General features: G+C 68.4%; 27 protein-coding genes. 14 read left to right on the top strand and 13 right to left on the bottom strand.

What is annotated here, in order from left to right; translation table 11 throughout:
- Positions 1-15: 15 nt before the first annotated feature.
- The 6 genes from ACGFJ2_RS19775 (at position 16) to pknB (ending at position 8,096) form a co-directional block, all read left to right on the top strand.
- Positions 16-486, top strand: a complete 471-nt coding sequence (locus ACGFJ2_RS19775) for an FHA domain-containing protein (protein WP_214635377.1) — start codon at positions 16-18, stop codon at positions 484-486.
- Positions 483-1,784, top strand: a complete 1,302-nt coding sequence (locus ACGFJ2_RS19770) for a Stp1/IreP family PP2C-type Ser/Thr phosphatase (protein ID WP_358176599.1) — start codon at positions 483-485, stop codon at positions 1,782-1,784. The genes ACGFJ2_RS19775 and ACGFJ2_RS19770 overlap by 4 nt, the downstream gene beginning before the upstream one ends.
- A complete protein-coding gene (locus ACGFJ2_RS19765) occupies positions 1,785-3,203 on the top strand; it encodes an FtsW/RodA/SpoVE family cell cycle protein (RefSeq protein WP_357938369.1) in 1,419 nt (472 codons plus the stop codon).
- Entirely contained in the window at positions 3,200-4,663 is a 1,464-nt protein-coding gene (locus tag ACGFJ2_RS19760; RefSeq protein ID WP_357938367.1) for a penicillin-binding protein 2, read from the top strand. Before ACGFJ2_RS19765 ends, ACGFJ2_RS19760 begins: the two co-directional genes overlap by 4 nt.
- A 21-nt stretch (positions 4,664-4,684) precedes the next feature.
- Positions 4,685-6,154: a serine/threonine-protein kinase gene (locus ACGFJ2_RS19755; RefSeq protein WP_393470149.1), complete on the top strand. Its 1,470-nt coding sequence runs from the start codon at positions 4,685-4,687 to the stop codon at positions 6,152-6,154.
- 82 nt (positions 6,155-6,236) lie between these two features.
- The gene (gene pknB / locus ACGFJ2_RS19750) at positions 6,237-8,096 is read left to right on the top strand and encodes a Stk1 family PASTA domain-containing Ser/Thr kinase (RefSeq protein ID WP_357938363.1); all 1,860 of its coding nucleotides are present in this window, start codon (positions 6,237-6,239) and stop codon (positions 8,094-8,096) included.
- 205 nt (positions 8,097-8,301) lie between these two features.
- Here pknB and ACGFJ2_RS19745 read toward each other — a convergent pair whose 3' ends face one another.
- The 3 genes from ACGFJ2_RS19745 to ACGFJ2_RS19735 are packed head-to-tail and all read right to left on the bottom strand — an operon-like array spanning position 8,302 to position 9,654.
- The gene (locus ACGFJ2_RS19745) at positions 8,302-8,874 is read right to left on the bottom strand and encodes an anthranilate synthase component II (RefSeq protein WP_393470146.1); all 573 of its coding nucleotides are present in this window, start codon (positions 8,872-8,874) and stop codon (positions 8,302-8,304) included.
- Positions 8,871-9,029, bottom strand: a complete 159-nt coding sequence (locus ACGFJ2_RS19740; RefSeq protein ID WP_358176611.1) for a hypothetical protein — start codon at positions 9,027-9,029, stop codon at positions 8,871-8,873. Before ACGFJ2_RS19740 ends, ACGFJ2_RS19745 begins: the two co-directional genes overlap by 4 nt.
- 1 nt (position 9,030) lies before the next feature.
- Positions 9,031-9,654, bottom strand: coding sequence for a class E sortase (locus ACGFJ2_RS19735; protein ID WP_357938357.1), 624 nt, complete (start codon positions 9,652-9,654; stop codon positions 9,031-9,033).
- A 159-nt stretch (positions 9,655-9,813) separates the two neighbouring features.
- Here ACGFJ2_RS19735 and ACGFJ2_RS19730 point away from each other — a divergent pair, with 159 nt between their 5' ends.
- Positions 9,814-10,059, top strand: a complete 246-nt coding sequence (locus tag ACGFJ2_RS19730; protein WP_357938355.1) for a cell division protein CrgA — start codon at positions 9,814-9,816, stop codon at positions 10,057-10,059.
- A 33-nt stretch (positions 10,060-10,092) separates the two neighbouring features.
- Here ACGFJ2_RS19730 and ACGFJ2_RS19725 read toward each other — a convergent pair whose 3' ends face one another.
- Both ACGFJ2_RS19725 and ACGFJ2_RS19720 read right to left on the bottom strand, forming a co-directional pair.
- Entirely contained in the window at positions 10,093-10,962 is an 870-nt protein-coding gene (locus ACGFJ2_RS19725) for a rhomboid family intramembrane serine protease (protein ID WP_358176614.1), read from the bottom strand.
- 148 nt (positions 10,963-11,110) lie between these two features.
- Entirely contained in the window at positions 11,111-11,647 is a 537-nt protein-coding gene (locus ACGFJ2_RS19720) for a peptidylprolyl isomerase (protein WP_358176617.1), read from the bottom strand.
- A gap of 157 nt (positions 11,648-11,804) precedes the next feature.
- Between ACGFJ2_RS19720 and ACGFJ2_RS19715 the strand changes: the two genes are divergently transcribed.
- Both ACGFJ2_RS19715 and ACGFJ2_RS19710 read left to right on the top strand, forming a co-directional pair.
- Positions 11,805-12,347 carry a YtxH domain-containing protein gene (locus ACGFJ2_RS19715; RefSeq protein ID WP_357938349.1) on the top strand — a complete coding sequence of 181 codons (543 nt, stop codon included), beginning with the start codon at positions 11,805-11,807 and terminating at the stop codon, positions 12,345-12,347.
- A gap of 104 nt (positions 12,348-12,451) precedes the next feature.
- Positions 12,452-13,528, top strand: a complete 1,077-nt coding sequence (locus ACGFJ2_RS19710; RefSeq protein WP_358176623.1) for a hypothetical protein — start codon at positions 12,452-12,454, stop codon at positions 13,526-13,528.
- A gap of 84 nt (positions 13,529-13,612) precedes the next feature.
- Here the strand turns inward: ACGFJ2_RS19710 and ACGFJ2_RS19705 are convergent, their stop codons facing one another.
- The gene (locus tag ACGFJ2_RS19705) at positions 13,613-14,050 is read right to left on the bottom strand and encodes a hypothetical protein (RefSeq protein WP_393470140.1); all 438 of its coding nucleotides are present in this window, start codon (positions 14,048-14,050) and stop codon (positions 13,613-13,615) included.
- A gap of 123 nt (positions 14,051-14,173) precedes the next feature.
- Between ACGFJ2_RS19705 and ACGFJ2_RS19700 the strand changes: the two genes are divergently transcribed.
- The 3 genes from ACGFJ2_RS19700 to ACGFJ2_RS19690 are packed head-to-tail and all read left to right on the top strand — an operon-like array spanning position 14,174 to position 16,813.
- Complete coding sequence (locus ACGFJ2_RS19700; RefSeq protein WP_357938343.1) at positions 14,174-14,845, top strand: response regulator transcription factor; 672 nt, start codon at positions 14,174-14,176, stop codon at positions 14,843-14,845.
- Positions 14,842-16,386 (top strand): ATP-binding protein, encoded by a 1,545-nt coding sequence (locus tag ACGFJ2_RS19695; RefSeq protein WP_393470137.1) that lies wholly within the window; start codon positions 14,842-14,844, stop codon positions 16,384-16,386. The genes ACGFJ2_RS19700 and ACGFJ2_RS19695 overlap by 4 nt, the downstream gene beginning before the upstream one ends.
- A gap of 37 nt (positions 16,387-16,423) precedes the next feature.
- A complete protein-coding gene (locus ACGFJ2_RS19690) occupies positions 16,424-16,813 on the top strand; it encodes a Rieske (2Fe-2S) protein (protein WP_358430650.1) in 390 nt (129 codons plus the stop codon).
- Between the two features lie 102 nt (positions 16,814-16,915).
- Here the strand turns inward: ACGFJ2_RS19690 and ACGFJ2_RS19685 are convergent, their stop codons facing one another.
- From ACGFJ2_RS19685 to ACGFJ2_RS19670, 4 genes are all read right to left on the bottom strand, one after another.
- Entirely contained in the window at positions 16,916-17,308 is a 393-nt protein-coding gene (locus ACGFJ2_RS19685) for a hypothetical protein (RefSeq protein ID WP_393470134.1), read from the bottom strand.
- The gene (locus ACGFJ2_RS19680; protein WP_393470131.1) at positions 17,305-17,682 is read right to left on the bottom strand and encodes an SgcJ/EcaC family oxidoreductase; all 378 of its coding nucleotides are present in this window, start codon (positions 17,680-17,682) and stop codon (positions 17,305-17,307) included. The genes ACGFJ2_RS19685 and ACGFJ2_RS19680 overlap by 4 nt, the downstream gene beginning before the upstream one ends.
- A 111-nt stretch (positions 17,683-17,793) precedes the next feature.
- Positions 17,794-18,393, bottom strand: a complete 600-nt coding sequence (locus ACGFJ2_RS19675; protein ID WP_357938334.1) for a PadR family transcriptional regulator — start codon at positions 18,391-18,393, stop codon at positions 17,794-17,796.
- Between the two features lie 72 nt (positions 18,394-18,465).
- On the bottom strand, positions 18,466-19,272 hold the full coding sequence (locus ACGFJ2_RS19670) for an MBL fold metallo-hydrolase (RefSeq protein ID WP_393470128.1): 807 nt from the start codon (positions 19,270-19,272) through the stop codon (positions 18,466-18,468).
- 360 nt (positions 19,273-19,632) lie between these two features.
- On the opposite strand from ACGFJ2_RS19670, the gene ACGFJ2_RS19665 reads away from it, so the two are divergent.
- The gene (locus ACGFJ2_RS19665; protein ID WP_393470125.1) at positions 19,633-20,478 is read left to right on the top strand and encodes a glycerophosphodiester phosphodiesterase; all 846 of its coding nucleotides are present in this window, start codon (positions 19,633-19,635) and stop codon (positions 20,476-20,478) included.
- A gap of 80 nt (positions 20,479-20,558) precedes the next feature.
- Here ACGFJ2_RS19665 and ACGFJ2_RS19660 read toward each other — a convergent pair whose 3' ends face one another.
- Together ACGFJ2_RS19660 and ACGFJ2_RS19655 are read right to left on the bottom strand one after the other, a co-directional pair.
- Positions 20,559-21,560, bottom strand: a complete 1,002-nt coding sequence (locus ACGFJ2_RS19660) for a lysophospholipid acyltransferase family protein (protein ID WP_393470122.1) — start codon at positions 21,558-21,560, stop codon at positions 20,559-20,561.
- Positions 21,557-22,285, bottom strand: coding sequence for a GNAT family N-acyltransferase (locus tag ACGFJ2_RS19655; protein WP_358176635.1), 729 nt, complete (start codon positions 22,283-22,285; stop codon positions 21,557-21,559). The genes ACGFJ2_RS19660 and ACGFJ2_RS19655 overlap by 4 nt, the downstream gene beginning before the upstream one ends.
- A 272-nt stretch (positions 22,286-22,557) precedes the next feature.
- On the opposite strand from ACGFJ2_RS19655, the gene ACGFJ2_RS19650 reads away from it, so the two are divergent.
- Positions 22,558-22,812 (top strand): hypothetical protein, encoded by a 255-nt coding sequence (locus ACGFJ2_RS19650; protein WP_357938325.1) that lies wholly within the window; start codon positions 22,558-22,560, stop codon positions 22,810-22,812.
- Between the two features lie 22 nt (positions 22,813-22,834).
- Here ACGFJ2_RS19650 and ACGFJ2_RS19645 read toward each other — a convergent pair whose 3' ends face one another.
- Positions 22,835-23,692 carry a DUF72 domain-containing protein gene (locus ACGFJ2_RS19645; RefSeq protein ID WP_393470118.1) on the bottom strand — a complete coding sequence of 286 codons (858 nt, stop codon included), beginning with the start codon at positions 23,690-23,692 and terminating at the stop codon, positions 22,835-22,837.
- Between the last annotated feature and the right edge of the window lie 167 nt (positions 23,693-23,859).

Here is a 23,859-nt window from a genome sequence, read left to right as displayed (position 1 = left end):
GTAGACAGACGGTCCATGTCCGAGCTCACGCTGCTGCTGATCCGGCTCGCCTTCCTGGCTGTGCTGTGGTTCTTCGTCATTGCCGCAGTCGGCGTGATCCGGACAGACTTGTTCGGATCACGTACGGCCCCCGCGGGTCCACGCAAGGGCATCAAGCCCACCAAACCGGCGGCTAAGCCGAAGAATAAGAAGGGCGAGCCACGCCAGCTCGTTGTGACGGGTGGCCCGCTGCAAGGCACCACCATTAATCTCACGGAGACGCCCATCACCATTGGCCGGGCGAACGACGCCACGCTGGTAGTCACCGACGACTACGCTTCCAGCCGGCATGCCCGGCTCTTCCCTCAGGACGGTCAGTGGATCGTGGAAGATCTCGGTTCGACCAACGGCACATATCTCGACCGCTCAAAAGTCACCCGCCCGACCCCGGTGCCGCTCGGTGTTCCGATCCGCGTCGGCAAGACAGTCATTGAATTGCGCAAATGACCATCGCACTCCGCTACGCCGCCCGCTCGGACGTCGGCCTCCTCCGCGAAGGAAACGAGGACTCGGCGTACGCAAGCGGCCGTCTGCTAGCCGTCGCAGACGGTATGGGCGGACACGCACACGGTGAGGTGGCGAGTTCTGTCGCCATCGCCGCAATGGCCTCTCTCGACGAGGCCCAACAGGGTGGTGACCTGCTCAACGCCATCGAGGCAGCGGTACGCGACGCCAACCGCAAGCTGCACGAGATGGTGGGCCGGGATCCCAGCCTCAAGGGCATGGGCACCACGCTGACCGCCATGCTCTGGAACGGCACCTCGGTGGCCCTGGTGCATGTCGGCGACTCGCGCGCCTACCTGCTCAGACGCGGGGAGCTCTACCAGATCACCCACGACCACACGCTGGTGCAGCAGTTGGTCGACGACGGGCGCATCACGCCTGAGGAGGCCGCGACGCACCCGCAGCGCTCGATCCTGCTGCGGGCACTCGACGGGAGCGGCGAGGTCGATCCCGACCTCACGTTGCGCGAGGCGCAGGTGGGCGACCGTTATCTCCTCTGCTCCGACGGCCTGTCCGGAGTGGTGAGCGCGGAGACCCTGCATGCCACGCTGACCAACATCGACGACCCGGAAGAGGTCGTGCGTCAGCTGATCGACCTGGCCAACCGGGGTGGTGGGCCCGACAACATCACCTGCGTCCTGGCCGACGTGCTGGAGCTCGCCGAGGGGCAGCAGGCGCCCACCACCGAGTCGGCGACCGTCGGGGCGGCGGGCATGACGCGCCTGCGGCTCGAAGCGCACGACACCTCGCCGGGCCGGCCGGGCGCGGTGACCGCGCCCCAGCCGGTGCTCACCGACGACGACTTCGACGAGCCGGGCCCGCAGGCGGCCCGGCGGCCGGTCAAGCGGCGCCGGGCGTGGCCCATGCTGGTCTCGGTCCTGGGTGTGGCCGTCGTCGCCATTGGCGCCGGCGGCTATTTCGGCTGGCAGTGGACCCAGGACCAGTTCTTCGTCGGGGCCAAGGGCGACGAGGTGGTCGTGTTCCGGGGCATCCGCCAGGAGGTGGGGCCGTTCGAATTCTTCTCGGTCGCCCAGCACACCGGCAAGCCGCTCTCCCAGCTCTCCGAGCCCGACCAGGCACTGATCAAGGGCGGCATCGAGGTCAAGACCCTGGCGGAAGGCATGACGAGGATCAACGGTTTCAAGGCCACCGCGGAGCCGACTGACCAGAAGGCCGCCACCCCGACCGCGACCGCCTCGCCCTCCGCGAGCGCGACGAAGACGAAGGCGAAACCGCAGTAGATGAGTGAAGTGGCGGAAGCCCCCGTCCTCATGCCGGCCAAGCGGCGTGGGGCCCAGCTGGCCATGCTCGCGTTCGCGGTCGTGATCGTCATGGGCGCCTATGCCAATGTCGGGCTGGCTCTCGACGGCGCGATCCCCTCGGGCATGCTGACGTACGGCCTGGGGCTGGGCGGTCTGATGCTGGCCGCCTACCTCGTCCTGGCCAAGTTCGCGCCCTGGGCCGATCCCCTGATCCTGCCGCTGGTGACCCTGATCAACGGCCTCGGCCTGGTCACGATCTACCGCCTCGAGGCCTCCGGGATGCGCGGCGCGTCCACCGCCAACCAGATCATGTGGACCGGTCTCGGCGTCGTCATGTTCTCGATCACCCTGATCGTGCTGCGCGACCACCGCGTGCTCCAACGGCTGACCTACACCGCGGGCGCCGTCGGCCTGGTCCTGCTCGCCATCCCCGCGATGCTGCCCGGCAGCCTCAGCGAGGTGCAGGGCGCCAAGATCTGGATCCGCATCGGCGGCTTCTCCATCCAGCCCGGCGAGTTCGCCAAGCTGGCGCTGGTCGTCTTCTTCGCCGGTTACCTGGTGGCCAAGCGCGACGTGCTGGCCCTGGCCGGGCGGCGGCTGCTCTTCATCGACCTGCCCAGGGCCAGGGACCTCGGCCCGATCCTCGTCACCTGGGGTTTCAGCCTGCTGGTGCTGGTCTTCGAGAAGGACCTCGGCACCTCGCTGCTGATATTCGGCACGTTCATCGCGATGCTCTACATCGCGACCCAGCGCACGTCGTGGGTGCTGATCGGCATCCTGCTCTTCGTCGGCGGCGCCTTCCTCGCCGGGCAGGTCTTCGACCATGTGGGCGCCCGATTCGACGTCTGGCTCGACCCCGCCAACAAGGTCTACTACGGCAACGCCGACATCTGCCAGCAGGATCCTCCGGGCGACCCGATGTGCGGCAAGAGCTACCAGACCATGCAGGGCCTGTTCGGGTTCGGCGCGGGCGGCATCCTGGGCACCGGCTTCGGCCAGGGACACCCCTACCTGATCCCGCTGGCGTTCTCCGACTTCATCTTCGCGGCGACCGGCGAGGAGCTGGGCCTGACCGGGCTGATGGCGCTGCTCATGATGTACGCCCTGCTGGTCCAGCGCGGCCTGCGCACCTCGCTCGCGGCCCGCGACCCGTTCTCCAAGCTCCTGGCGGGCGGCCTGTCGTTCATCCTGGCCTGGCAGGTCTTCATCATCGTCGGCGGCGTGACGAACCTCATCCCCCTGACCGGCCTGGTCACCCCGTTCATGTCCCAGGGTGGCTCGGCGTTGCTGGCTAACTGGATCCTTATCGCACTATTGGTACGCATGTCAGACTCGGCACGGCGACCTCCGCCCCAGGCGATCCAGAACGAGGGAATGACGCAGGTGTTCCAGCGATGAACGGCACTCTGAAGCGTGCGGCCGTGGCCTGCCTGGCCATGTTCGCACTTCTGATGATCAACGTGAACTACGTGCAGGCCGTAAAAGCGGAGCAATACAGCGCAGACTCCCGTAACCAGCGCAACTACTACGCGCGCTACGCCGTGGAGCGGGGTCGCATCACCGCCGGTGGCAAGGTAATCCTGGCGCAGTCGGTGGAGAAGAAGGACGGCGACTTCCGCTTCCTCAGGGAATACCCCGACGGCAAGCTCTACGCGCACATCACCGGCTTCTTCTCGCCGGAGAGCGAGTCCAACATCGAGCGGTCCGAGAACAAACTGCTCGATGGCTCCAGCCCCGACCTGCTACTGCGCCGGAGCATCGACCTGTTCACCGGTGAGCCCACCAGGGGCGCCAACGTCGACGTGACGATCAACCCCAAGGCCCAGCGGGCGGCCTACGACGCGCTGCGCGAGAGCGGCAAGCGCGGCGCGGTCGTCGCGCTCGACCCGAAGACCGGGGCGATCCTGGCGATGGTGTCGCTGCCCACCTACGACCCGACCGAGCTGTCGGGCACCAACAAGGGCGAGGTGTTCCCCCTCTACGACAAGTTGGCCAAGGACAAGGGCCAGCCGCTGCTCAACCGCAACATCGACCGCACCTACCCGCCCGGCTCCACGTTCAAGGTGGTGACCGCGGCGGCCTACCTCGAAGACGACTCCAGCCGCGGCCCCCAGACGGTCGTGGACGCCCCGCAGCGCCTCCCGCTTCCCGGCACCAACATCAGCCTGCCCAACTACGGCGGCGCGGCCTGCGGGGCCGGGAAGGTCCCGCTGGTCTACGCACTGGAGAAGTCCTGCAACACGCCGTTCGGCCAGATCGGCATGGACCTCGGCTACGACAAGATGCAGCAGCAGGCGGAGAAGTTCGGCATGGGGACCCAGATCGGCATTCCGATGTCGGTGGCCCAGAGCTCCTTCGGCCCCAAGGAGGACAAGGCGGCCATCGCCATGTCCTCCATCGGCCAGCGCAGCAACCAGATGACGCCGCTGCAGATGGCCATGATCGCCGCGGGCATCGCCAACGACGGCAAGGTCATGAAGCCGTACCTGGTCAACAAGATCACTGACTCGAAGGGCGACTCGGTCGAGGACGCCAAGCCCGAGGAGCTGTCGGAGGCGGTCAGCTCCGAGACGGCGGGCAAGCTGCGCGAGATGATGGTCAGCGTCGTCAACAACGGCACCGCCAACCTGGCGCAGATCCCCGGCGTCGACGTGGCGGGCAAGACCGGCACCGCCGAGACGTCCGACGGTCAGCCGCCGCACGCCTGGTTCATCAGCTTCGCGCCGGCCAACGACCCGAAGGTCGCGGTCGCGATCATCGTCGAGTCGGGCGCGGCCAACGTCGGCGCCGAGGCGACGGGCGGCCACACCGCCGCGCCGATCGGCAAAGCCGTGATGGAGGCGGTGCTGAACAAGTGATGACCGCTACTCTGCTGGATCATGCGGCTCGGTAACCGCTACCTCTTGCTCTCCCGCATCGCCTCGGGCGGTATGGGGGATGTCTGGCGTGCTCGTGACGAGCTGCTCGGCCGTGAGGTCGCGGTCAAGGTGCTGCGCAGCCACATCCAGGACGACCAGTCCTTCCGCGGCCGCTTCCGCAACGAGGCCAGGATCACGGCCGCCCTGGCCGACCCCGGCATCGCGCAGATCTTCGACTACGGCGAGCAGCGCGACCTCGCCTACCTGGTGATGGAGCTGGTGCACGGCGAGCCGCTGTCCGCCATCCTGACCCGCAACGGCTCGCTCATGCCCGAAGTGACGCTCGACGTCGTGCACCAGACGGCCAAGGCGCTGCACGCCGCCCACTCGGCGGGGGTCATCCACCGCGACATCAAGCCGGGCAACCTGCTCGTCACGCCCGAGGGCACCATCAAGGTGACCGACTTCGGCATCGCCCGCGCCATGGAGTCGGCTCCGGTGACGCTGACGGGCACCGTGCTCGGCACGGCCCAATATGTCAGCCCGGAGCAGGCGCAGGGTCTTCCTCTCACCCCGTCGACCGACCTCTACTCGCTGGGCGTGGTGGCCTACGAGTGCCTGTCGGGGCGCACGCCGTTCCAGGCCGAAGGGCCGGTGGCGATCGCGCTCATGCACCTCAACGACCCGCCGCCACCGCTCGGCGTCGACGTGCCCGCCGCGGTGCGCGAGCTGGTCATGGTGCTGCTGTCCAAGGATCCGCGGCAGCGGCCCGCGTCGGCCATGGAGGTCGCCGACCGCTCCCAGCGGCTGCGCCAGTCGCTGGCCGCCAACAAGTCGGGTGCCGAGCTCAGCATGCTCACCGATCCGGCGGGCTTCCGCGTACGCCAGCAGGAGGAAGGCGTCCGGGGCCGGCAGCGGCAAGAGGGCTTCCAGGAGTGGCGGCAGCACGAGGGCCTTCGGGGGCGGCCGGATGAGGGGTCTGTCACCGACGACCTCGCCACGCCGACGGCCACGACGCTGCGCTCGCCGTCCCCCGGCTCGATCACCGGGCGGCCCGGTGCGGCGCCCGCTCCACCCCGCCGCCGCAGGGGCAGGCTGACGCTGGCGCTGTTCGCCAGCGCGGGCTGCGCCGCCGCCGTCGGGCTCAGCGCCTTCACTTTCATGGACCGCGACGCGGTGTCCGGCCCGCCCAGCATCGCCGACCCGTCGGAGTCGGTGAGCGTGACCCCGGTATGGAAGCCGTCCAAGACCAAGACTCACACTCGACGACCTCCCGTCGTTACGGTGAAGTCGAAGAGGCCGGTACCCTCACGGTCGGCTACGGTAAGCGTGACGGCAATTCCAACCAGGAAGCCAACCCCCAAGTCCACCCCGACAACCCGTACCCCGACTCCCACACCGACGCCCAGGCCCACCACTACACCGACAACTCCGACACCAAGTGCTTCGCCTGACCCGGGTGTCACAAACCCGCCGAAGGAGGAGACGTGATGCGCCACGGGGTCGATGATGGACACCGGCGGCCCGCGAGCAGGCCGGTACCCAAGATGAACGGTAAGGGACAGTGCAGGAAATGACTCAGCCTCGGCGACTCGGAGGTCGTTACGAGCTCGACGGCGTCGTCGGGCGCGGCGGCATGGCCGAGGTCTATCGCGCCCGAGACATCCGGCTGGACCGCGTAGTCGCGATCAAGACCCTCCGCTCTGACTTGGCGCGCGATCACACCTTCCAGGCGCGTTTCCGCCGTGAGGCGCAGTCCGCGGCTTCGCTGAACCACCCGGCGGTCGTCGCGGTCTACGACACCGGCGAAGACGTCAGCGAGGGCGCCCCGGTGCCCTACATCGTGATGGAGTACGTCGACGGCAGGACGCTGCGCGACCTGCTGCGGGCCGACCGGCGGTTGTTGCCGGAGCGAGCGGCCGAGCTGGTCGACGGCATCCTGCGGGCGCTGGACTACAGCCACCGCGGCGGCATCGTCCACCGCGACATCAAACCGGCCAACGTCATGATCACCCGCAACGGCGACGTCAAGGTGATGGACTTCGGCATCGCCCGCGCGATGGCCGACTCGGCCGCGACGATGACGCAGACGGCGCAGGTGATAGGGACCGCCCAATACCTGTCGCCCGAGCAGGCCCGCGGTGAGCGGGTCGACGCCCGCAGCGACATCTACTCCACCGGGTGCGTGTTCTACGAGCTGCTCACCGGCCAGCCGCCGTTCACCGGCGACTCCCCGGTGGCGATCGCCTACCAGCACGTACGCGAGGAGCCCATCCCGCCGTCGCAGATCGATCCCGAGATCCCCGCGTGGTGCGACGCGATCGTGCTGAAGGCCATGGCCAAGGACCCGGCGCATCGCTACCAGAACGCGGGCGAGATGCGGGCCGACATCCAGCGGGCGATGTCCGGCATGCCGGTCGACGCCCAGACGATGGCGATGACCAGCAACTACGGCGCGGGCACCCGCATGATGACGGCGACCCAGGCCGCCACCGGCCCGGCCACTCAGGGCACCCGCGCGGTGCCCCCCTACGAGTACGACGAGGGCGGGCACGGCGGCCGGGGCGGCCGACGGCGCGCCAACAGCGGCGGCGGCAACACCGCGCTCAAGACCGCGGCCTGGATCGTCATCCCGCTCCTGATCATCGGCGCGTTCATCGGCATCGGTTACGTGGTGTTCAGCAGCGGCGGCGACAAGCCCACGGGCGAGATCAAGGTCCCCTCGCTCGCCGCGCAGCGACTGCAGGCAGCCACGACCCAGCTCGAAACTTTGGGGCTGAAGGCCGAGGTGGTGAAGGAGGCCAGCGCCGAGTACGACAAGGACACCGTGATCAGGACCGAGCCCGGCGCAGGCACCAACGTGGCGAAGGACTCCACGGTCAAGCTGGTCGTGTCCAAGGGCCCGCCGAAGGTGAAGGTCCCCGACGGGCTGATCGGCGCCACGACCGCGGAGGCCAACGACATCCTCGAGAAGGTCGGGCTGACCGGCACGGTCAAGACCAAGGTCTCCAGCAAGCCGCAGGGCAAGGTCATCGAGACCGATCCCAAGGCCGGCGAGGAGGTCGAGAAGGACGGCACCGTCACGCTTTACGTGCCCAAGGAGCAGACCGCCATCCCGAGCGTGATCGGCCTGACCCAGGCGGACGCCACCAAGACGCTCAGAGGGGCGGGCTTCAAGGTCAAGGCGGTCCCGCAGGCAAGTGACGACCAGCCTCAGGGCACGGTCATCCAGCAGAACCCCGAAGCGGGCACACCGCAGAACCCCAACACCACCGTGACGATCGTGGTCTCCACGGGTCCGGAGCAGCAGCCGACGGAGCAGCCACAGCCGACGGACCAACCGACGGACCAGCCACAGCCGACCGACTCGCCCACGGACGACACGCAGCCGACCGACGACTCACCGATCGACGACGACAGCATCCAAGGCTGACCCGCGAGGCGTTGAGCAGAGCTTGGCGACGGAGCCGCCCTCCCACACCGGGAGGGCGGCTCCGGCACGTCAGGCACGTAAAAGAGGGCCGCCTTCCCACACCGGGGGGCGGCCCTGGCACGTCGGACACGTAAAAGAGCGTCCCCGCCGCTCGGGGGCGACGGCGGGGACGCTCATCTGTCTGTCGTCCGGCGGCGGTCGAGCGTTACACGATCCCGCGCAGCCAGTTGCCGAGCAGCCGGTGCCCGTGCTCCGACAGCACGGACTCGGGATGGAACTGGATGCCCTCGATGGGCGCCGTGCGGTGCCGCAGCCCCATGATGACGCCGTCCTCGGTATGGGCGGTCACGTCGAGCTCGGCGGGCACCGTGTCGGGCCGTACGGCCAGCGAGTGGTAGCGGGTCATCCGCACCGGCGAGGGGATCCCGGCGAACACCCCGAGCCCGTCGTGCGACACCGCGCTGGTCCGCCCGTGTACGAGCTCAGGCGCCCGCGACACGGTGGCACCGTAGGCCAGGCCGATCGCCTGGTGCCCGAGGCAGACGCCGAGCAGCGGCAGGCCGCGCAGGGCCGCGTGGCGCACCAGGGGGACGCTCACGCCCGCCGCCTCCGGTGTGCCGGGCCCCGGGCTCACCAGGACGCCGTCGAAGCCGTCGGCGTCGCTCACGCGCACGTCGTCGCGCGGGCGCACCTCACACGCGGCGCCCAGCTCACGCAGATATTGGACGATGGTGTGGACGAAGCTGTCGTGGTTGTCCACGACCAGCACGCGGGTCATTTCCGTACGGTCACCTCGTCGAGCGTCACCGCGGGTTCGAGAAGCGGGAACACGGCATACCAGAGTACGACGCCCGCCACGGCGACCAGCACGGTGGCCGCCAGCAGCTTGGTGCCCGTGCCGCCGGGCAGCCTGTCCCAGAGCCATCCGTACATGTCATTCCATCCTGAGCTCGGTCTTCTTCAGCACGCCGAACACGATGAGCCGCTGGGCGGCGGAGTATTCGGGGTGGCAGGTCGACAGCGTGATGTAGGCCCTGATGGGCTTGGTGTCGGGCTTGCCGGGCACCGAGGCGATCACGTCGACCTCGTCGGGGTACACGACGTCCTGCGAGGTCACCCGGTAGGTGTAGCGGGCCTCGGGGGCGTCGACGATGATCTCGTCGCCGCGCTGGAGCTCGTCGATCCGGTTGAACGGCGCCAGGTACGTGGTCCGGTGACCCGATACGACGAAATTTCCGATCTGTCCGGGGAGGGCGGTGCCGGGGTAGTGGCCCGGGCCCTTCTTCAGGTGCTCCGCGTCCACGCCCTCGACCACAGCGTAGTGGTAGTCGCGTCCGAGCCTCGGGATGCGCAGCATGGCCACGGCCCGGCCCAGCTCGATCTTCCGGAGCTTGGCCGGCTCCGGGCGCGCGTGTTCCTCCACCAGCTCCTGCTGCAGTTGCAACTGCATGCGCTGGGTATAGACGCCCGTCCCCCACAGCAGGTAGGCGCAGAACAACAACAGGATCAGGCCCGCGGTGATGCTCGACTCCCCCGCGGCCCGCAGCACGGCCCTCACTCACTCAGCGTAAGCGCGGCCCATCCGGAGGCCGGGGATCGCCATCTCGTGCGCGTGGCGACTATCCTGGGCACGCTTCCACTACGCTCAAAGCAATTACGCTCAAAACTAATAGCCTGTGGACAACCCGGATGCCCAGGCGCCCAGCAGGAGTTTCCAGTGCCCAAGTCCAAGGCTCGCAAGAAGGCGGTCTACACGCCGCCGCAGAAGTCCCAGCAGGTCACGGTCAGCCCGCGCTGGCTGGCTCCCACGATGGTGGTGTCGTGGATCCTCGGCATCCTGTGGATCGCCGTCTACTACGTGGCGCCCAGCGCACCCTTCATCGGCGATCTCCACAACTGGAATCTGCTGATCGGGTTCGTCTTCATCATCTTCGGGGTCGTGCTCTCCACCCGCTGGCGTTAGTTTTTTCCACAGTTTTTCCACACCCTGGGGAAGTCAGCCCACGCCGCCCAGGAGGGCCGAGGATCTGACGGCCACGAGCACGACCAGGATGGCCAGCGCTCCCACGACCGTCAGCACTTGCCAGAGGGTCCTGTTGCTCTTGGGAGCGTAGGCCAGGGCCCCGGCAAGGGCCGATCCCGTGATCAGGCCGCCGATGTGGCCGGTCCAGCTGATGCCGGAGACCAGGAAGGTTATCGCCAGGTTGATCGCGATCAGCACGGCGATGCCGCGTACGTCCATGTTCAGCTTGCGCCCCACCACGAACACGGCGCCGAACAGGCCGAAGATGGCTCCAGAGGCCCCGACCGTGTACTGGCCGAGCGGGTCGAGCCAGTAGCCGAGCACCGAGCCGCCCAGCGCGCTGACCAGGTAGACGGCCAGGTAGCGGGTGTGCCCGAAGGCCCGCTCCAGGTAGGGGCCGATGACGTAGAGCGCCCAGCAGTTGAACAGGATGTGGAACGGCCCGTCGTGCACGAACGCCGACGTGAGCAGCCGATAGTACTCATGCCCGGCGACGACGTTGTACGGCCGCATGGCCAGCTGTTCGGTGACCGCGTTGCCCGTAAGATATTGGGCGCCGAAGACGAGCACGTTGAGCGCCAGGGTCACCCAGGTGACGTATGGCGTCGTGACCACGGCGCCGCCGAACGCCGACCGCGCCTGGCGTACCCCTCGATTGCCCTCGCTCACGCACTCGGGGCACTGGAAGCCCACGGCGGCGTCGCGCATGCAGTCGGGGCAGATGGGACGCTCGCAACGCTGGCAGCGGACCCAAGTCTCTTTGTTGGGGTGCCGGTAGCACGTCGGCACGGTCTCCGCAGGCTGCTCGGGCTGCGGGGGCGGGCTGGGCGGCTGGCTGGTCATGACCGCAGCCTATGGCCTGCGCGGCATCACCGCGCTGGCGTGTTCAGCCCGCCCCGTGCGCCTTGGGCGGCCTTGGACGGTTCGCCGGGGTCAGCCCAGGATGTGTGCCTAGGTCAATCCTGGGTGGTACCTGGTCAGCCCACGTAGGTCAGCCCTGGACGCGGTCGATCGTGACCGACTCCAGGACCACCGCGTCGACCGGCTTGTCGCGCTGGCCGGTCGGCGTCTTGGCGATCGCGTCGACGACGTCCTGGCCCTCGATCACCTCGCCGAAGATGGTGTGCTTGCCGTTGAGGTGCGGCGTGGGCACGACCGTGACGAAGAACTGCGAGCCGTTGGTGCCCTTGCCGAACCGGATGCCGGCGTTGGCCATGGCCAGGAGGTAAGGGCGGTTGAAGTAGAGATCCGGGTGGATCTCGTCGTCGAAGTCGTAGCCCGGGCCGCCGATGCCCTCGCCCAGCGGGTCACCGCCCTGGATCATGAAGCCGGGGATCACCCGGTGGAAGATCGTGCCGTCGTAGTAACGGCCGGTGCTCGTCTCCCCGGTGCCCGGGTGGGTCCACTCACGGCCGCCTTCGGCGAGCTCGACGAAGTTGCGGACCGTCTTGGGCGCCTTGTTGGGGAAGAGTTCTATCTTGATATTTCCGCGATTTGTCTGCAGGTTTGCGATCAGCTTCTCGGCCACGAGACAGCTGCCCCCCTCTATGCACAAGGTTGGTTTTGTGGATTTTGATGACCACGGTCGTTAGGCCGCAAAAGCCATCCTGCCACGGACGCCATGATTGAGCCGCTTCGCTACGGGAAGGTCAGGCTCGGGGCCCCATCAAGCAGGGGAGGTTGTTGTGTCCCTGACACTGAAAAATCGCCGCGTGGTCATCGTAGTCCCAACCACGTGGATGGGCCGTATGAAGGCCCGGGCCATGAGAACTGGCCGGCAAATGACGCCGATGGCGGATCAGGCCAAGGTGATGGCGGATCAAGCCAAGGTGATGGCGGATCAGGCCAAGGTGGTCGCCGCGCATCGCATCGAGGACGCCCGCTACTGGGCGGCCCCGAGGCTGGAAGAGGCCGCGCATCGGGTCGAGGATGAGCTCGCCCCCAAGGTCAGCGCCATGCTGATCAACGCCGCCGAGCGGATCGACCCGACCCCGCGCAGGTCGCGGGGGATGCCAGTGATGATCCTTCTGACCGGTATCGCTGTGGGCGCGCTCGGTTATCTGTTCTACCGGCGTAACGCCCGGCAGTGGACCGAGCACATGAAGGACTCGGCCTCGGACGCGTCGCAGTGGGCCGGCGACAAGGCGGACAAGACCGCGGACACCACCGAGAGGATGGCGTCCGAGATGTCCGACAAGGCGGATGAGGCATCGCGCAAGATGACGTGATCCGCGCGAAAGCGCGCCCCCCACTCGATCGAGCGGGGGGCGCGCTTCGCGTTTCCGCCCATAGGCGTTGACGTCTACACCAAGCGCTTGCTACAACCGGCGGCATGGCGCTGTCCCCGCTCGACGACTACCCCATCCACCAGGCGGCTCAGGTCATGCGGCACGTGGCGACCTCGGACCGCAATTTCTACGACCGCTACTACTTCAACTGCCACCCCGGCACCGACGAGCTCATGCTGATCGTCGGCGCCGGCCAGTACCCCAACCTGGGCGTCACCGACGCCTTCGCCTGCGTCCGCTACGGGAACCTGCACCGGGTCGTCCGCGCCTCACGCGAGCTCGGCACCGACCGGATGAACACCGAGATCGGCCCGTTCCAGGTGAAGGTCATCGAAGGGCTCAAACGGCTCCAGATCATCCTGGAGCCCAACGAGCATGGCCTGTCCTTCGACCTCACCTGGGAGGGCACGATCCCGGCGACGCTCGAGCCACGGCACTTCGTCCGCTGGCAGGAGCGGGTCATCTTCGACTCCGTACGGCTGGCGCAGACCGGGGTCTGGTCCGGCCACATCCGCATCGGGGACGACGAGATATCCGTCACCCCTGACCGATGGCAGGGCACCCGCGACCGGTCCTGGGGTATCAGGCCCGTCGGCGAGCCCGAGCCGCCGGGCATCCAGGCGAAGAACGCGGGGAGCTTCTACTGGCTGTACACGCCCATGCGGTTCGACGACCACGCGATCCTCTGCATCATCCAGGAGGACGAGAAGGGCCGCCGCGTCCTGGAGGAGGCCACCAGGGTCTGGTCCGACGGGCGCGAGGAGGAGTATCTGGGCCGGCCCGAGTACCACCCCGTCTACGCGCCCGGGACCCGGGACGTCGTCGAGGCCACGATCACCTTCTCACCTCCCGGCGGCAAGGCGTTCGACGTACGGTGCACCCCTGTGCTGCCGGTCCACCTCATGGTCGGCACCGGTTACGGCCTGGAGCCGGACTGGAAGCACGGGATGTACCAGGGCGCGGAGCCGGTCGTGCAAGGCGTGACGTACACGCTGCCCGACGACGCGTCCAAAATGTGGGGGATGGTCGACGCCGTGGGGCGCTTCGAGTACGACGGGCTCGTGGGTCACGGCCTGTTCGAGTACTGGGCTTTGGGGCCGCACCCGTCGCTCCCGGAGTGAGTGAACGCCCCCGTGGATGCGCACCCGTCAGGTTCGAGTGAACGCGCCCGCCGTACACCCCCGGTGCTACGGCGGGCGCGGCCCTCACTTAATCGGCTCGCACTTGACGGCGACCGTCTTGGCGATCTTGGTCGGTAGACTGCCGTCCTCCGTCGGCCGGGCGATGCCCGTCTTCCCGGCGTCGGCCGGCTCGCCGCCTTCGGCAGTGAACCCCTCAGCGGGCTTGGCCGGGAGCGCCTTCGTGACCGCCCCCTCCGGGAGCGACTCGATCTCGATCGTCTGGTCGTCCCGGAGGCGCAGGGCCACACCGCCCTCAGGCGCCTTCTCGCCCGGCTTGGCGGCGAGGTCCCCAAGGGTGCGCGCCCGCTCGGCGAACGCGATGGTCTTGCCGTCGCTCGTCGTACACGTCACCTTGACACCCGGGACGGCCGACGGAGCCTCGTCGGCCATCGCGGATCCGCCCAGGCCCGTGAGCACGAGCACGCCCACCGCGCCGAGGACCGCGAGACGTCGCTTGAACATGGAATCTCCTTGCTGGAAACGATCGGACGCCCCGAGCCTGGCCCGCCGTACCTGAAGTGATCCTGAAGGCGCCCTAAATGATCTTCAGGTTGGCTTTAGGTTGGGTGCGGGACCCTGTTCGGTGTGCGAGTGCTACTGGTGGAGGACGAGCAGCGGCTGGCCGATCTGGTCAAGGGCGGCCTGGCGGGTGAGGGGTTCGCCGTCGACGTGGCCTATGACGGGCGCGACGGGCTCTGGATGGCCTCGGAGAACACGTACGACGTGATCGTGCTCGACGTGATGCTGCCCAGGCTGAACGGCTACACCGTGTGCTCCCGGCTGCGCGAGGCCGGCAACTGGACGCCGATCATGATGCTCACCGCCAAGGACGGCATCTACGACGAGGCCGAGGCGCTCGACACGGGCGCCGACGACTATCTGGCCAAGCCGTTCTCGTACGTGGTGCTGCTGGCCAGGCTGCGCGCTCTCGTACGGAGGGGTGGGCACGAGCGGCCGGTGACGATCACGGTCGGGGACCTGGTCGTGGATCCGGCCGGGCTGCGGTGCCGCCGGGGGGAGGTGCAGATCGCGCTGACGCCGAAGGAGTTCGCGGTGCTCCACGGGCTGGCGCGGCGGGCCGGCGAGGTGGTCTCCAAGAGCGAGCTGCTGGCGCAGGCCTGGGACTTCTCCTACGACGGCGATCCGAACATCGTTGAGGTGTACATCAGCGCGCTGCGCCGCAAGATCGATCAACCGTTCGGCAGGACGACCTTGGTGACGGTGCGCGGCGCCGGGTACCGACTGGAGGCGGCATGACCTGGTGGCGCGGACACCTGACCTTGCGACACCTGACCTTGCGACACCTGACCTTGGGACGGCTGCCCGTGGGGATGGCGTCCGTACGGCTGCGCGCGACCGCGGCGGCGACACTGGTGGTGGCCGTGGCGCTGGGGCTGGCGGCGGTCGTGCTGGTGCTGGCGCTGCGGGGCAGCCTGCAGAGCAGCGCGGGCGCGGAGGCGGCCAGGAAGGCCGTGGCCGCGGCTCCGTACGCGGAGACCGTCGACCTGACCACCCTGCTCAGCCGGCCCACGACTGCCCAGACGCCCGCCTCCGGCGCGCCGGCCGCAACTGGACGGGCGCGCACCTCCAGCAGCCCGTCGGCGGGAGAGCCGCCCACAGCAGGAAAGGCGCGCCCCTCCAGTGACGCACCGACCATCAGCGGGCTGACACGTACCTCCAGTGACGCGCCCACGACGGGGCCGACCGCGGGCGCACGGGCGCGCCTCGCCGATGACCTAGTGGGCGGGTTGGTGGTTCAGCCGGCGCTCGCGCTGCGGATCGCCGATCCAGACGTCATGCTCACGACAGTGGGGGCCCCGGCGGCGACGAGCTGGGCGCAGGGCAGTGAGTTCGCGGTCGCGCGCATGCCCGTGTCGACGGCCGGCGGATCGGCGGAGATCTGGGCCAGGGCCTCGCTCGTCAGTGCCGACGAGGCGCTGGAGACGCTCAACCGCGCCCTCCTGCCGGGCGTGCCCGCGCTGCTGCTCGTGGTGGCGGGCATGACCTGGTTCTCGGTCGGCCGCACGCTCGCCCCGGTCGCGGCCATCAGGGCCAAGGTGGCCGACATCACGGCCCGCGACCTGCACCAGCGGGTGCCCGTACCCAGCTCGGGCGACGAGATCGCCGCCCTGGCGACCACCGTGAACGGCACGCTCGACCGGCTGGAGACGGCCGTCGAGACGCATAAACGGTTCGTCGCGGACGCGGCGCACGAGCTGCGCAGCCCCATCGCCACCCTGCGGGCCCGGCTGGAACTGGCCGAGCCGAGCGAGCTGACCGCCGAGGCGCTCGCCGACGTGGAGCGCCTCCAGTCGCTGGCCGCCGACCTGCTCCTGCTGGCCAAGCTTGACGCGGGTGAGCCGCTGCGTACGAGCGACCTCGACCTCGGCCAGGTGGCGGCGGAGGAGTCGCTGCGCATCAAGCGGCGGCCCGAGCTGCGGATGGAGCTGGACGTAGAGCCCGACGTCGTCTTCCAGGGCTCGCGGGCGCACCTGGCCCGCCTGGTGACCAACCTGGTCGACAACGCGGTACGGCACGCCGCGGCGGTCGTACGGGTGCGGGTACGCCAGGAGGACGGTCAGGCCGTGCTTCAGGTGCTCGACGACGGGCCGGGGATTCCGGTGGGGCAGCGTGAGGCGGTGTTCGACCGGTTCACCAGGCTGGACGAGGCGCGGGCCAGGGATGTCGGCGGGGCCGGGCTCGGGTTGCCGATCGCGCGGGACATCGCGCTGCTGCACGGCGGCACGCTGCTCGCCGAAGAAGGTGGATTTATCGCGAGATTTCCCCTGAACCACTAGCCACTTCTCATCGTGTGGTTAGTTGAAGGAGGCAATCATGCTCACACGCCGTGCACTGATCACCCGAGGTGGCGCCGCCGCAGGCGCAGCAGGAGCCGTTTTCCTGTGGGCGCGACCCGCCGAGGCCGAAGAGGAGGCCGCCGGTCCGGTCCTGGCCAGCGCCAAGAGCATCCCGGTCGGCAAAGGCAAGATCGTTAGTGGCAAGTACGTGATCACCCACCCGAAGAAGGGCGTCTTCAAGTGCTTCAGCGCCATCTGCACCCATCAGGGCTGCACGGTGGCGAGCGTAAGCGGGGGCAAGATCCACTGTCCGTGCCACGGCAGCCAGTTCAGCGCCCTGACGGGTGCGGTGGTGCAAGGTCCGGCCAAGCGTCCGCTCGCCAAGAAGAAGATCAAGCTGGTGAAGGGCAAGATCAGGCTGGCGTGATCGGCAGCGAGTACATCGTGGCGCGCTGACAGATCTCGAACCCGGCTCGGGTGTAGACGCCGACGGCTCCCGTGGGGTGGTCGGCGTCTACGCTCAGCGAGCTTAAGTGAGGTGCACGGAGCACCCCAAGTCCCCTCCTATCTGAGCAAGCCCCTCGGCAAACCCCTCGCGTGTGGCCTCGTCGAAGCCCATGAAGAACCGGTTCGCCAGCGGTACGGCCCACCGCATCCGCTCGGCGATGTTGTACACCCGATGGACGATGAGCGTGCCCTGGGGGTGCCCGGTCAGCGACCATTCGGCCCGGTACCACCAGCCGCCTTGGTAGGCGATCGAACGGTCGGTGACCTCGACGGTCATGGTGTGACCCGGGTGGTATTCGACGGTGAACCGGCCCTCGCGGTCGATCAGCGGGTCGCGGTTGACCAGTGCCTCGCGCACCTGCTCAGGTGGCGCCTCGACCACCCCGGACACCTCGACGAGCAGGGACTTCCTCATGGCGTGCGCACCCGGGTGTTCTGGAACGAGGCGAAGCGCCAGCCGCCGGGCGTGCTGACGGCGGTGAAGGTGACGATCGAGTCGCGGCTCGGGTCGGGCCGCCCGTCGACGGTAGAGCAGCCACCGGAGATCACCAGCGCCACGCCGTCGCCCAGCGGCTTGACGATGGGCTCGCCGCCGCCTCCGGTCAGCTTGATCGGGCTCTGGAAGAGCTGCCGGTGGGCGACCTCGATGGCCTCCCGGCCCTGGAGGTGCAGGCCGAAGAAGGTGATGTAGTCGGCGTCCTCGGTGAACAGCGCGGCGTAGGCCGCCGCGTCGCCGGAGTTCCAGGCCGCGGTGAGCCTGGCGAGGAGGTCTCTGATCTCAGTGGACATGGCACTGCTCCTGTTGTCGCGGCGCCTATCCTGAGACTGCGAGTCCTGGACAGGGCAGGCGCCTTGTTCGGATTTCCGGCCGCTGGGGTGTTGGCGCACCCCGGCGGCCACTCAACTTTCCAGCACTTGCACCATCAGCGACTGCTTGACCGTGCCCGACCAGTCGAGCTCGCCCTTGTCCAGCCGGTCGAGCACGCTGCGCAACCAGGCCAGCTCGGCCGTGTAGAGGGCCTGCTCGCACTCCATCTCGAGCATGAGAATCTCCGGCAGGCCGCTCTCCGCCATCGCCCGCCGGTGCGCCTCGATGCCGCTGATCGTCCCCTCAATGGAGGCCGTACGCGTGCGCAGCGCCCGCTTGGCGTCGGGCACCTGCAACGCGCCGATCAGGGAGACGGCGGCCACCAGCGTGCGCCGGTCGGCATCCGGCTGCTCCAGCATCCTGCGCAGCCTCGTCGCCAGCTCTTGGCGGCCCTCCTCGGTGATCTCGTAGACCGTCCGCTCGGGCCGGCGGCCTTCGCGGTCGGTCTTCGTCGGCACGATCAGCTCGTCCTTCGCCAGCCGTTCGACCGCGTGGTAGAGGCTGCGCGGCAGGCCGGTCACGTAGTCCTTGTGCGTGTCGACGATGAAGCGGTGCAGCTCGTAGGGGTGGCTGGCACGTACCGAGAGCATGGCGAGCACGGTCAGCCCGACCAGGTCGTGGCGTCGTGCCATGATGCCTCCTTCTATATTGCAATACGCACTATAGAAAACGACAGTACGGCTGTCCAGCCTCGTGCGCGACGGTCAGGCCAGTTGGCTGTCGAGCTGCAGGAAGGCCCGTTCGATGGCCTGCCTGGCGACGTCCTCGGGGTAGGGGAACTGGGTGATCAGGTCACGCAGGCCCTCCACGTGCGCCCGCGTGGCGAGCTCCGCCACGGCGACCAGCTCGGCCTGCTGGGCGATGGCGAAGGCGCGATCGACCACCGCGCCGTGTCCCGGCACGATCACCCGCTCGGGCAGCTCGGTCAGCATCGCGGCCACCGTGGCGGGCCAGTCGAGCGGGTAGGAGTCGCCGAAGGCCGGCGGGGCACCCTCTTCGATCAGGTCACCGGCGAACACCACCCCGGCATCGGGTACGTGCGCCACGATGTCGTTGCTGCTGTGGCCGAGGCCGAAGTGATTCAGGTGCACGAGCCGGCCGCCGATGTCGAGCGTGGCCGTCGAGGTGAACGTGTGGTCGGGCGCCACGATCTCCACCTCTTCCAGCTCCGCCCGCCGGTCTTCGGGCAGGCGCTCGATCCACTTGGCCCGCTGCTGCTCGCCGTACAGCTCGATCTCCTCGGCGCACCTGGAGTGACCCCAGATCTCGCCCGGCAGGAACAGCGCGTTGCCGAAGTAGTGGTCGAAATGGGAGTGGGTGTTGACGACCGTCCACGGGCTGGTGGTGACCCGTCTGATCGCCTCGATCAGGTCGGCGGCCTCCCGGTGGGACACGCGGGTGTCGAGCACCAGGCAGTGGCCATCACCGACGATCAGGCCGACGTTCATGTCGAAGGACTCATGGCGCCGGACATAGACCCGGTCGCCGATTTCCCGCCACTGCTCGTTCATCGCTCGATCCTGAATCTCCCGTGGGACCCTGCCAGAACTCTACTTACGATCGCAACAGGCCATATGCGTTTCAGGTCGTGATCTACACCGAAGATCCGCACTGGCCCAGGGGATAGGACGGCCGCGCGTGGCGGGCCGTCGAACGGGGAACGCTTTGTTACGACACGTGCTCGACCGATGACATAGGGCAATCAGCCGGAGCGTCAGGAACGCGTCGTGGGCGGGAGCGGCTGACCGGACAGCCGGTGTCCTCAATGCTCATCTCCCTGGCATCGGCGGGTTGCTCTCCCCTCAACTCCGCGTCACACGTGGTTGTCAAGTTCGGTTTGCCGGCTGCCTTCCCAAGCCAGAGGAGCCCCCATGTTCCCCCGACTCGGAGCCATCATCGCCACGTCCCTCGCCGCCCTCGCCACCGTAGCCCCCACAGCGACCGCCACCCCGTCATCGGCGATCTACTTCCAAGCCCCCCAGGTCGTCGCGCATCGCGGAGCCTCCGCGGACGCGCCCGAGAACACCATCACCGCGTTCCAGCTGGCCGACAAGCTGGGCGCGGACGCGTTCGAGCTCGACGTGCAGGAGACCAAGGACCACAAGCTCGTCCTGATGCACGACACGACGCTGTCCCGCACCACGGACGTCGAGAGCATCTTCCCCGGCCGGGCGCCCTGGCGGGTCGGCGACTTCACGCTCGCGGAGATCAAGCGGCTGGACGCGGGCTTGTGGTTCGCCGCCAAGTACGACGGCGAGCCCGTACCGACCCTCGGAGAGACCCTGAGCGAGATGGACGGCAGCGGCCTCAGCCTGCTCCTGGAGATCAAGGCACCGGAGCTCTACCCGGGCATCGAAAAGCGGGTCGCCGACGAGCTACGGAAGAACGCCTCATGGCTGAGCTCCGGCCGGCTGGTCGTGCAGTCGTTCAGCTGGGCCTCGATGCGTACGTTCCACCGCGCCATGCCCCAGGTGCCCATCGGCCTGCTCGGCACGCCGGCCATGGCGGACCTGCCGAAGGTGGCGGCGTACGCGACCCACATCAACCCGCCGTACGGCAACATCACCGAGCAGTACGTGCGGCGCGTCCACAGCCTGGGGATGGCGGTCTTCGCCTGGACGGTGGACGACCCCGACGTCATGCGTCGGCTGATCGGCTATGAGGTGGACGGCATCATCACCAACAAGCCGGACACCCTTGCGTCCCTGGCTCGATAGGACGCTCCGGGTTGCCCGTCGTCCTGTGACGACGGGCAACTCGGGGGTTGGTGTCCATTTCACGGCGGTATCGGGCCAGGTCATGGCGATAGTGGTGCCATCTCACGGCGCCGCCCAGGAACACGCGCGTCGGTGCGTTCCTCGTGCCGCACAACGACTTCCCCGTGCTGCTCGACGACGCCGGCGCGTACCTGGGCCTCGGCGATCCTGGCCAGCGTGGCGCGCGCCTTGTGCCGCCGCTGCCCGGTGGGCGCGAGCCGTACGGGAGCGAAGAGGGTGACCTCGGCGACCAGGTGGCGGGTCGCGGTCACCCGCAGGAGGGAGGCGAGAAGCGAGTCGTCTCCGACAAAGCAGCCGCGGGTCGACGTCGAGTCCCCCTCGCGGTAGCGCAGTGTGGCCGGGCGTACGGCGGCACCCGCGTCGATCGCCGCCTGGAACACGGCCGGCCGGAACTCCCCCATCCCACGTCCGCACCACGTCGTGCCCTCGGGGAACGCGATCACGGTGTCGCCTGCTTTGAGGGCGTTCGCGACCGTGGCGACGGCCGAGGGCAGGGCGGAGAGTCGTTCCCTGTCGATGAACAGCGCGCCCGAACCCGCGGCCAGCGTACGGATGAGCGGCCATTCACCGATCTCCCGCTTCGCCAGCGGCCGTGACGGCACCGTGGCCGCCATGACCAGCGGGTCGAGCCAGGAGACATGGTTGGCCACGAGAAGCGCGCCTCCCGCTGCCGGGACGGTAGGCGCGGTCAGCGCGCTTCGTGCGTTTGGTGCGGTCGGCGCGGGCTGTGGTTCGGTATAGAAGGCGACGCCGACCGTGGTTCTGACTCTGATGCCAAGGACGCGCAACAGCAGCCGCGCCCACGTCTTCGTGATCTCCGCCCGCCAGGCCGTACCGGCTCGGCGAGTCGCCAGGGCGATCGTGAGGCCCGCGAGCAGCACGAGAACGGCCGCGAGAAGCCGCGCCACGCGGCGGAGGGGACCGGCGAGCGCGGCCGGGGGCTCCACACAGGCGTCGGGAGTGCACGGGCCCATGCGGAGCCACGGGTTGAGCTCCACCGGGCCGGCCGCGGTGACGGTCACTGCGGTTCTCCCAGGAAGTGCCGCAAGTAGCGGGCGTTGACGTTGGCCATCGAGAGCAGGACGAAGAAGTCGGCGGTACCGAAGTCACGGTCGTGCGCGGGCGCCCCGCACACCCAGGAGCCCAGCCGCAGGTAGCCGCGGAGCAGCGCAGGCGGTACGAACCGGTCGGAACGGGCGGCGCCCTTGATCCGCCACGGGTCGCGCGGCGTTACGCGGTACTCCGCCGGGCCCAGCGGCACCCGCTCGACGACACCGGCCGCGACCGCGCCCCCGTCGTCGAGGGGTACCGAGCAGCAACCCGCCAGCCACTTGTGGCCGCCGTTCACCATGTAGCGCGCGATGCCCGCCCACATCAGGCTGACCACCGTGCCGGCGCGGTGATCGGGATGTACGCAGGTGCGGCCCGCCTCGACCAGGTCCTTCCTGAGGACGGCCAGGTTGCGGAGATCGAATTCGGCGTCGGAGTACAGCCGGTCCGTACGTCCCGGAGGGAGCAACCGGTAGGTGCCGACCACTTTGTCGTCGTAACGGACCAGGAGGTGGTCGCAGTACGCGTCGAACCTGTCCGCGTCGAGACCGGAGATCGGGCTGTCGAGCCGCGCCCCCATCTCCTCGACGAAGACCTCGTGGCGAAGCCGTTGCGCGGCCTGTACGTCGGCAGCGCTCGTGGCCATGCCGACTGTGTAGCGGCCGGTTGTGGGGCGGCCGGTGAGAGAGATCGTCATGGGCGGGCGTCCTTCCCTGAAAGCGTCTCGCGACCATGTCGACATGCCGAAATGACGGACACGTCTCCCATCGGGGGCAGCGAGGCGTCCGCGTGGTGAACCTCGTAGACGACCACGGCCGAGGGGTCAGGACTCCGGCGGTCGAGAGCGGGGAATCGGCAGGTCGGCCGCCCACTGTGCTGCCCCGTCAAAAGGCAAAGCTTACGTGCGAGCTGGGCGAATCCCCCGTGTGGACTCCGTGGGAGGCGGCGGCCGCATCCTAAGATCAATCCGTGCTAGAAACGGTGATTTCTCTCATCTTCGCCGGACTCTTTCTCAGCTTCCTCATCTATTGGGTCATGCAGCTGGTCAAGGTCATGCGGCAGCGGCGCATACACAAGTACACAGACCCGATGAGGGCCATGGACATCACTGGTCGCGTGCGCCAGCTCAAGGTGCGCGGCGACGAGGACGAAGCGGTACGTCTCGTGCAGGACGAGCTTGCGATGCCCATGGCCAAGGCTCGTTCGTGGGTGAAATCCATATAGGGCAGGGGCGCGTGGCCTTCGCTCAGAACAGGGTCAGTGGCTCGCTCGGCATGGGCTCGGGGAGCGGCTCCACCTCGGGCACCCGGGCCCGTACCTCGTCGTGAAAGCGGCGGGCGAGAGTCAGCGCGTCGGCGTTATCGGGGGTGTGGACGAACACCGTCGGCGAGCGGCCTTCCCGCAGCCATTCGGTGACCGTGGCGACCCACTCCTGCCAGCCCTCGACCGTACGTTCCGTGGCGTCCCGGCCGAGGTAACGCACGATCGGACGGTCGGTGAGAGCCGTCGACCGGCGCGGCACGCGCGGCTTCTTCGTCCACGCGTCTCGTTCGGCGTCGCTGGTCGGAGGGCTCTGGAAAAGGGTGGTGGTGTCGAACGGGACCCATTCGGCACCGGCGCGGGCGAGCACGCCTTCGAGCAGCCGTACTGACCGCGCGTCGTCGAAGAACGCCCGGTGACGCACTTCAACGGCGTATCTGTACGAGGGAGGCAGGCCACGGAGAAAACCCGCCAGGGTTCCGAGGTCGGTGGGTGCGAATGACCCCGGCAATTGGACCCAGAGGGCGTGGGCCCGCGATTCGAGCGGCTCGATCGCCGACAGAAACGCGCGCAACTCCTCGTCGGCGCCCGCACCGGTAAGACGGCGCTCGTGCGTGATCGACTTGGGCAGCTTGACCACGAAGCGGAAGTCGGGGTCGGTCTGCCGGGCCCACGACTCCACGGTGTTCCGCGCCGGTGTCGCGTAGAACGTCGTGTTGCCCTCCACCGCGTTGCACCAGGTGGCATAGGCCCGCAGGCGTTCGCCGGGAGGAAGCGGATGAGGCAGGAAGCGTCCCTGCCAGGGCACGTGCGTCCACATCGCGCATCCCACATGAAGCCGCATGGCGTTGACGCTACCGGCCGGAGATGGCGTCGTCTCCCGGGGTTCGACTCACCGCTCTCGCACGAAGGCCGCTCACAGGTCGCGTCCTGGTTGAACGCACGACCATAAGGGGAACAGCCGCAAAATTTCATGTCACAGAGATTGATGAAGAGAACTTTCAGAGTTAT

This window comes from Nonomuraea sp. NPDC049028 (genome assembly GCF_043197735.1).
Taxonomy (GTDB): Bacteria; Actinomycetota; Actinomycetes; order Streptosporangiales; family Streptosporangiaceae; genus Nonomuraea.
The sequence above is the reverse complement of the archived record's forward strand: the minus strand, read 5'-3'. Positions and strand labels throughout refer to the sequence as shown.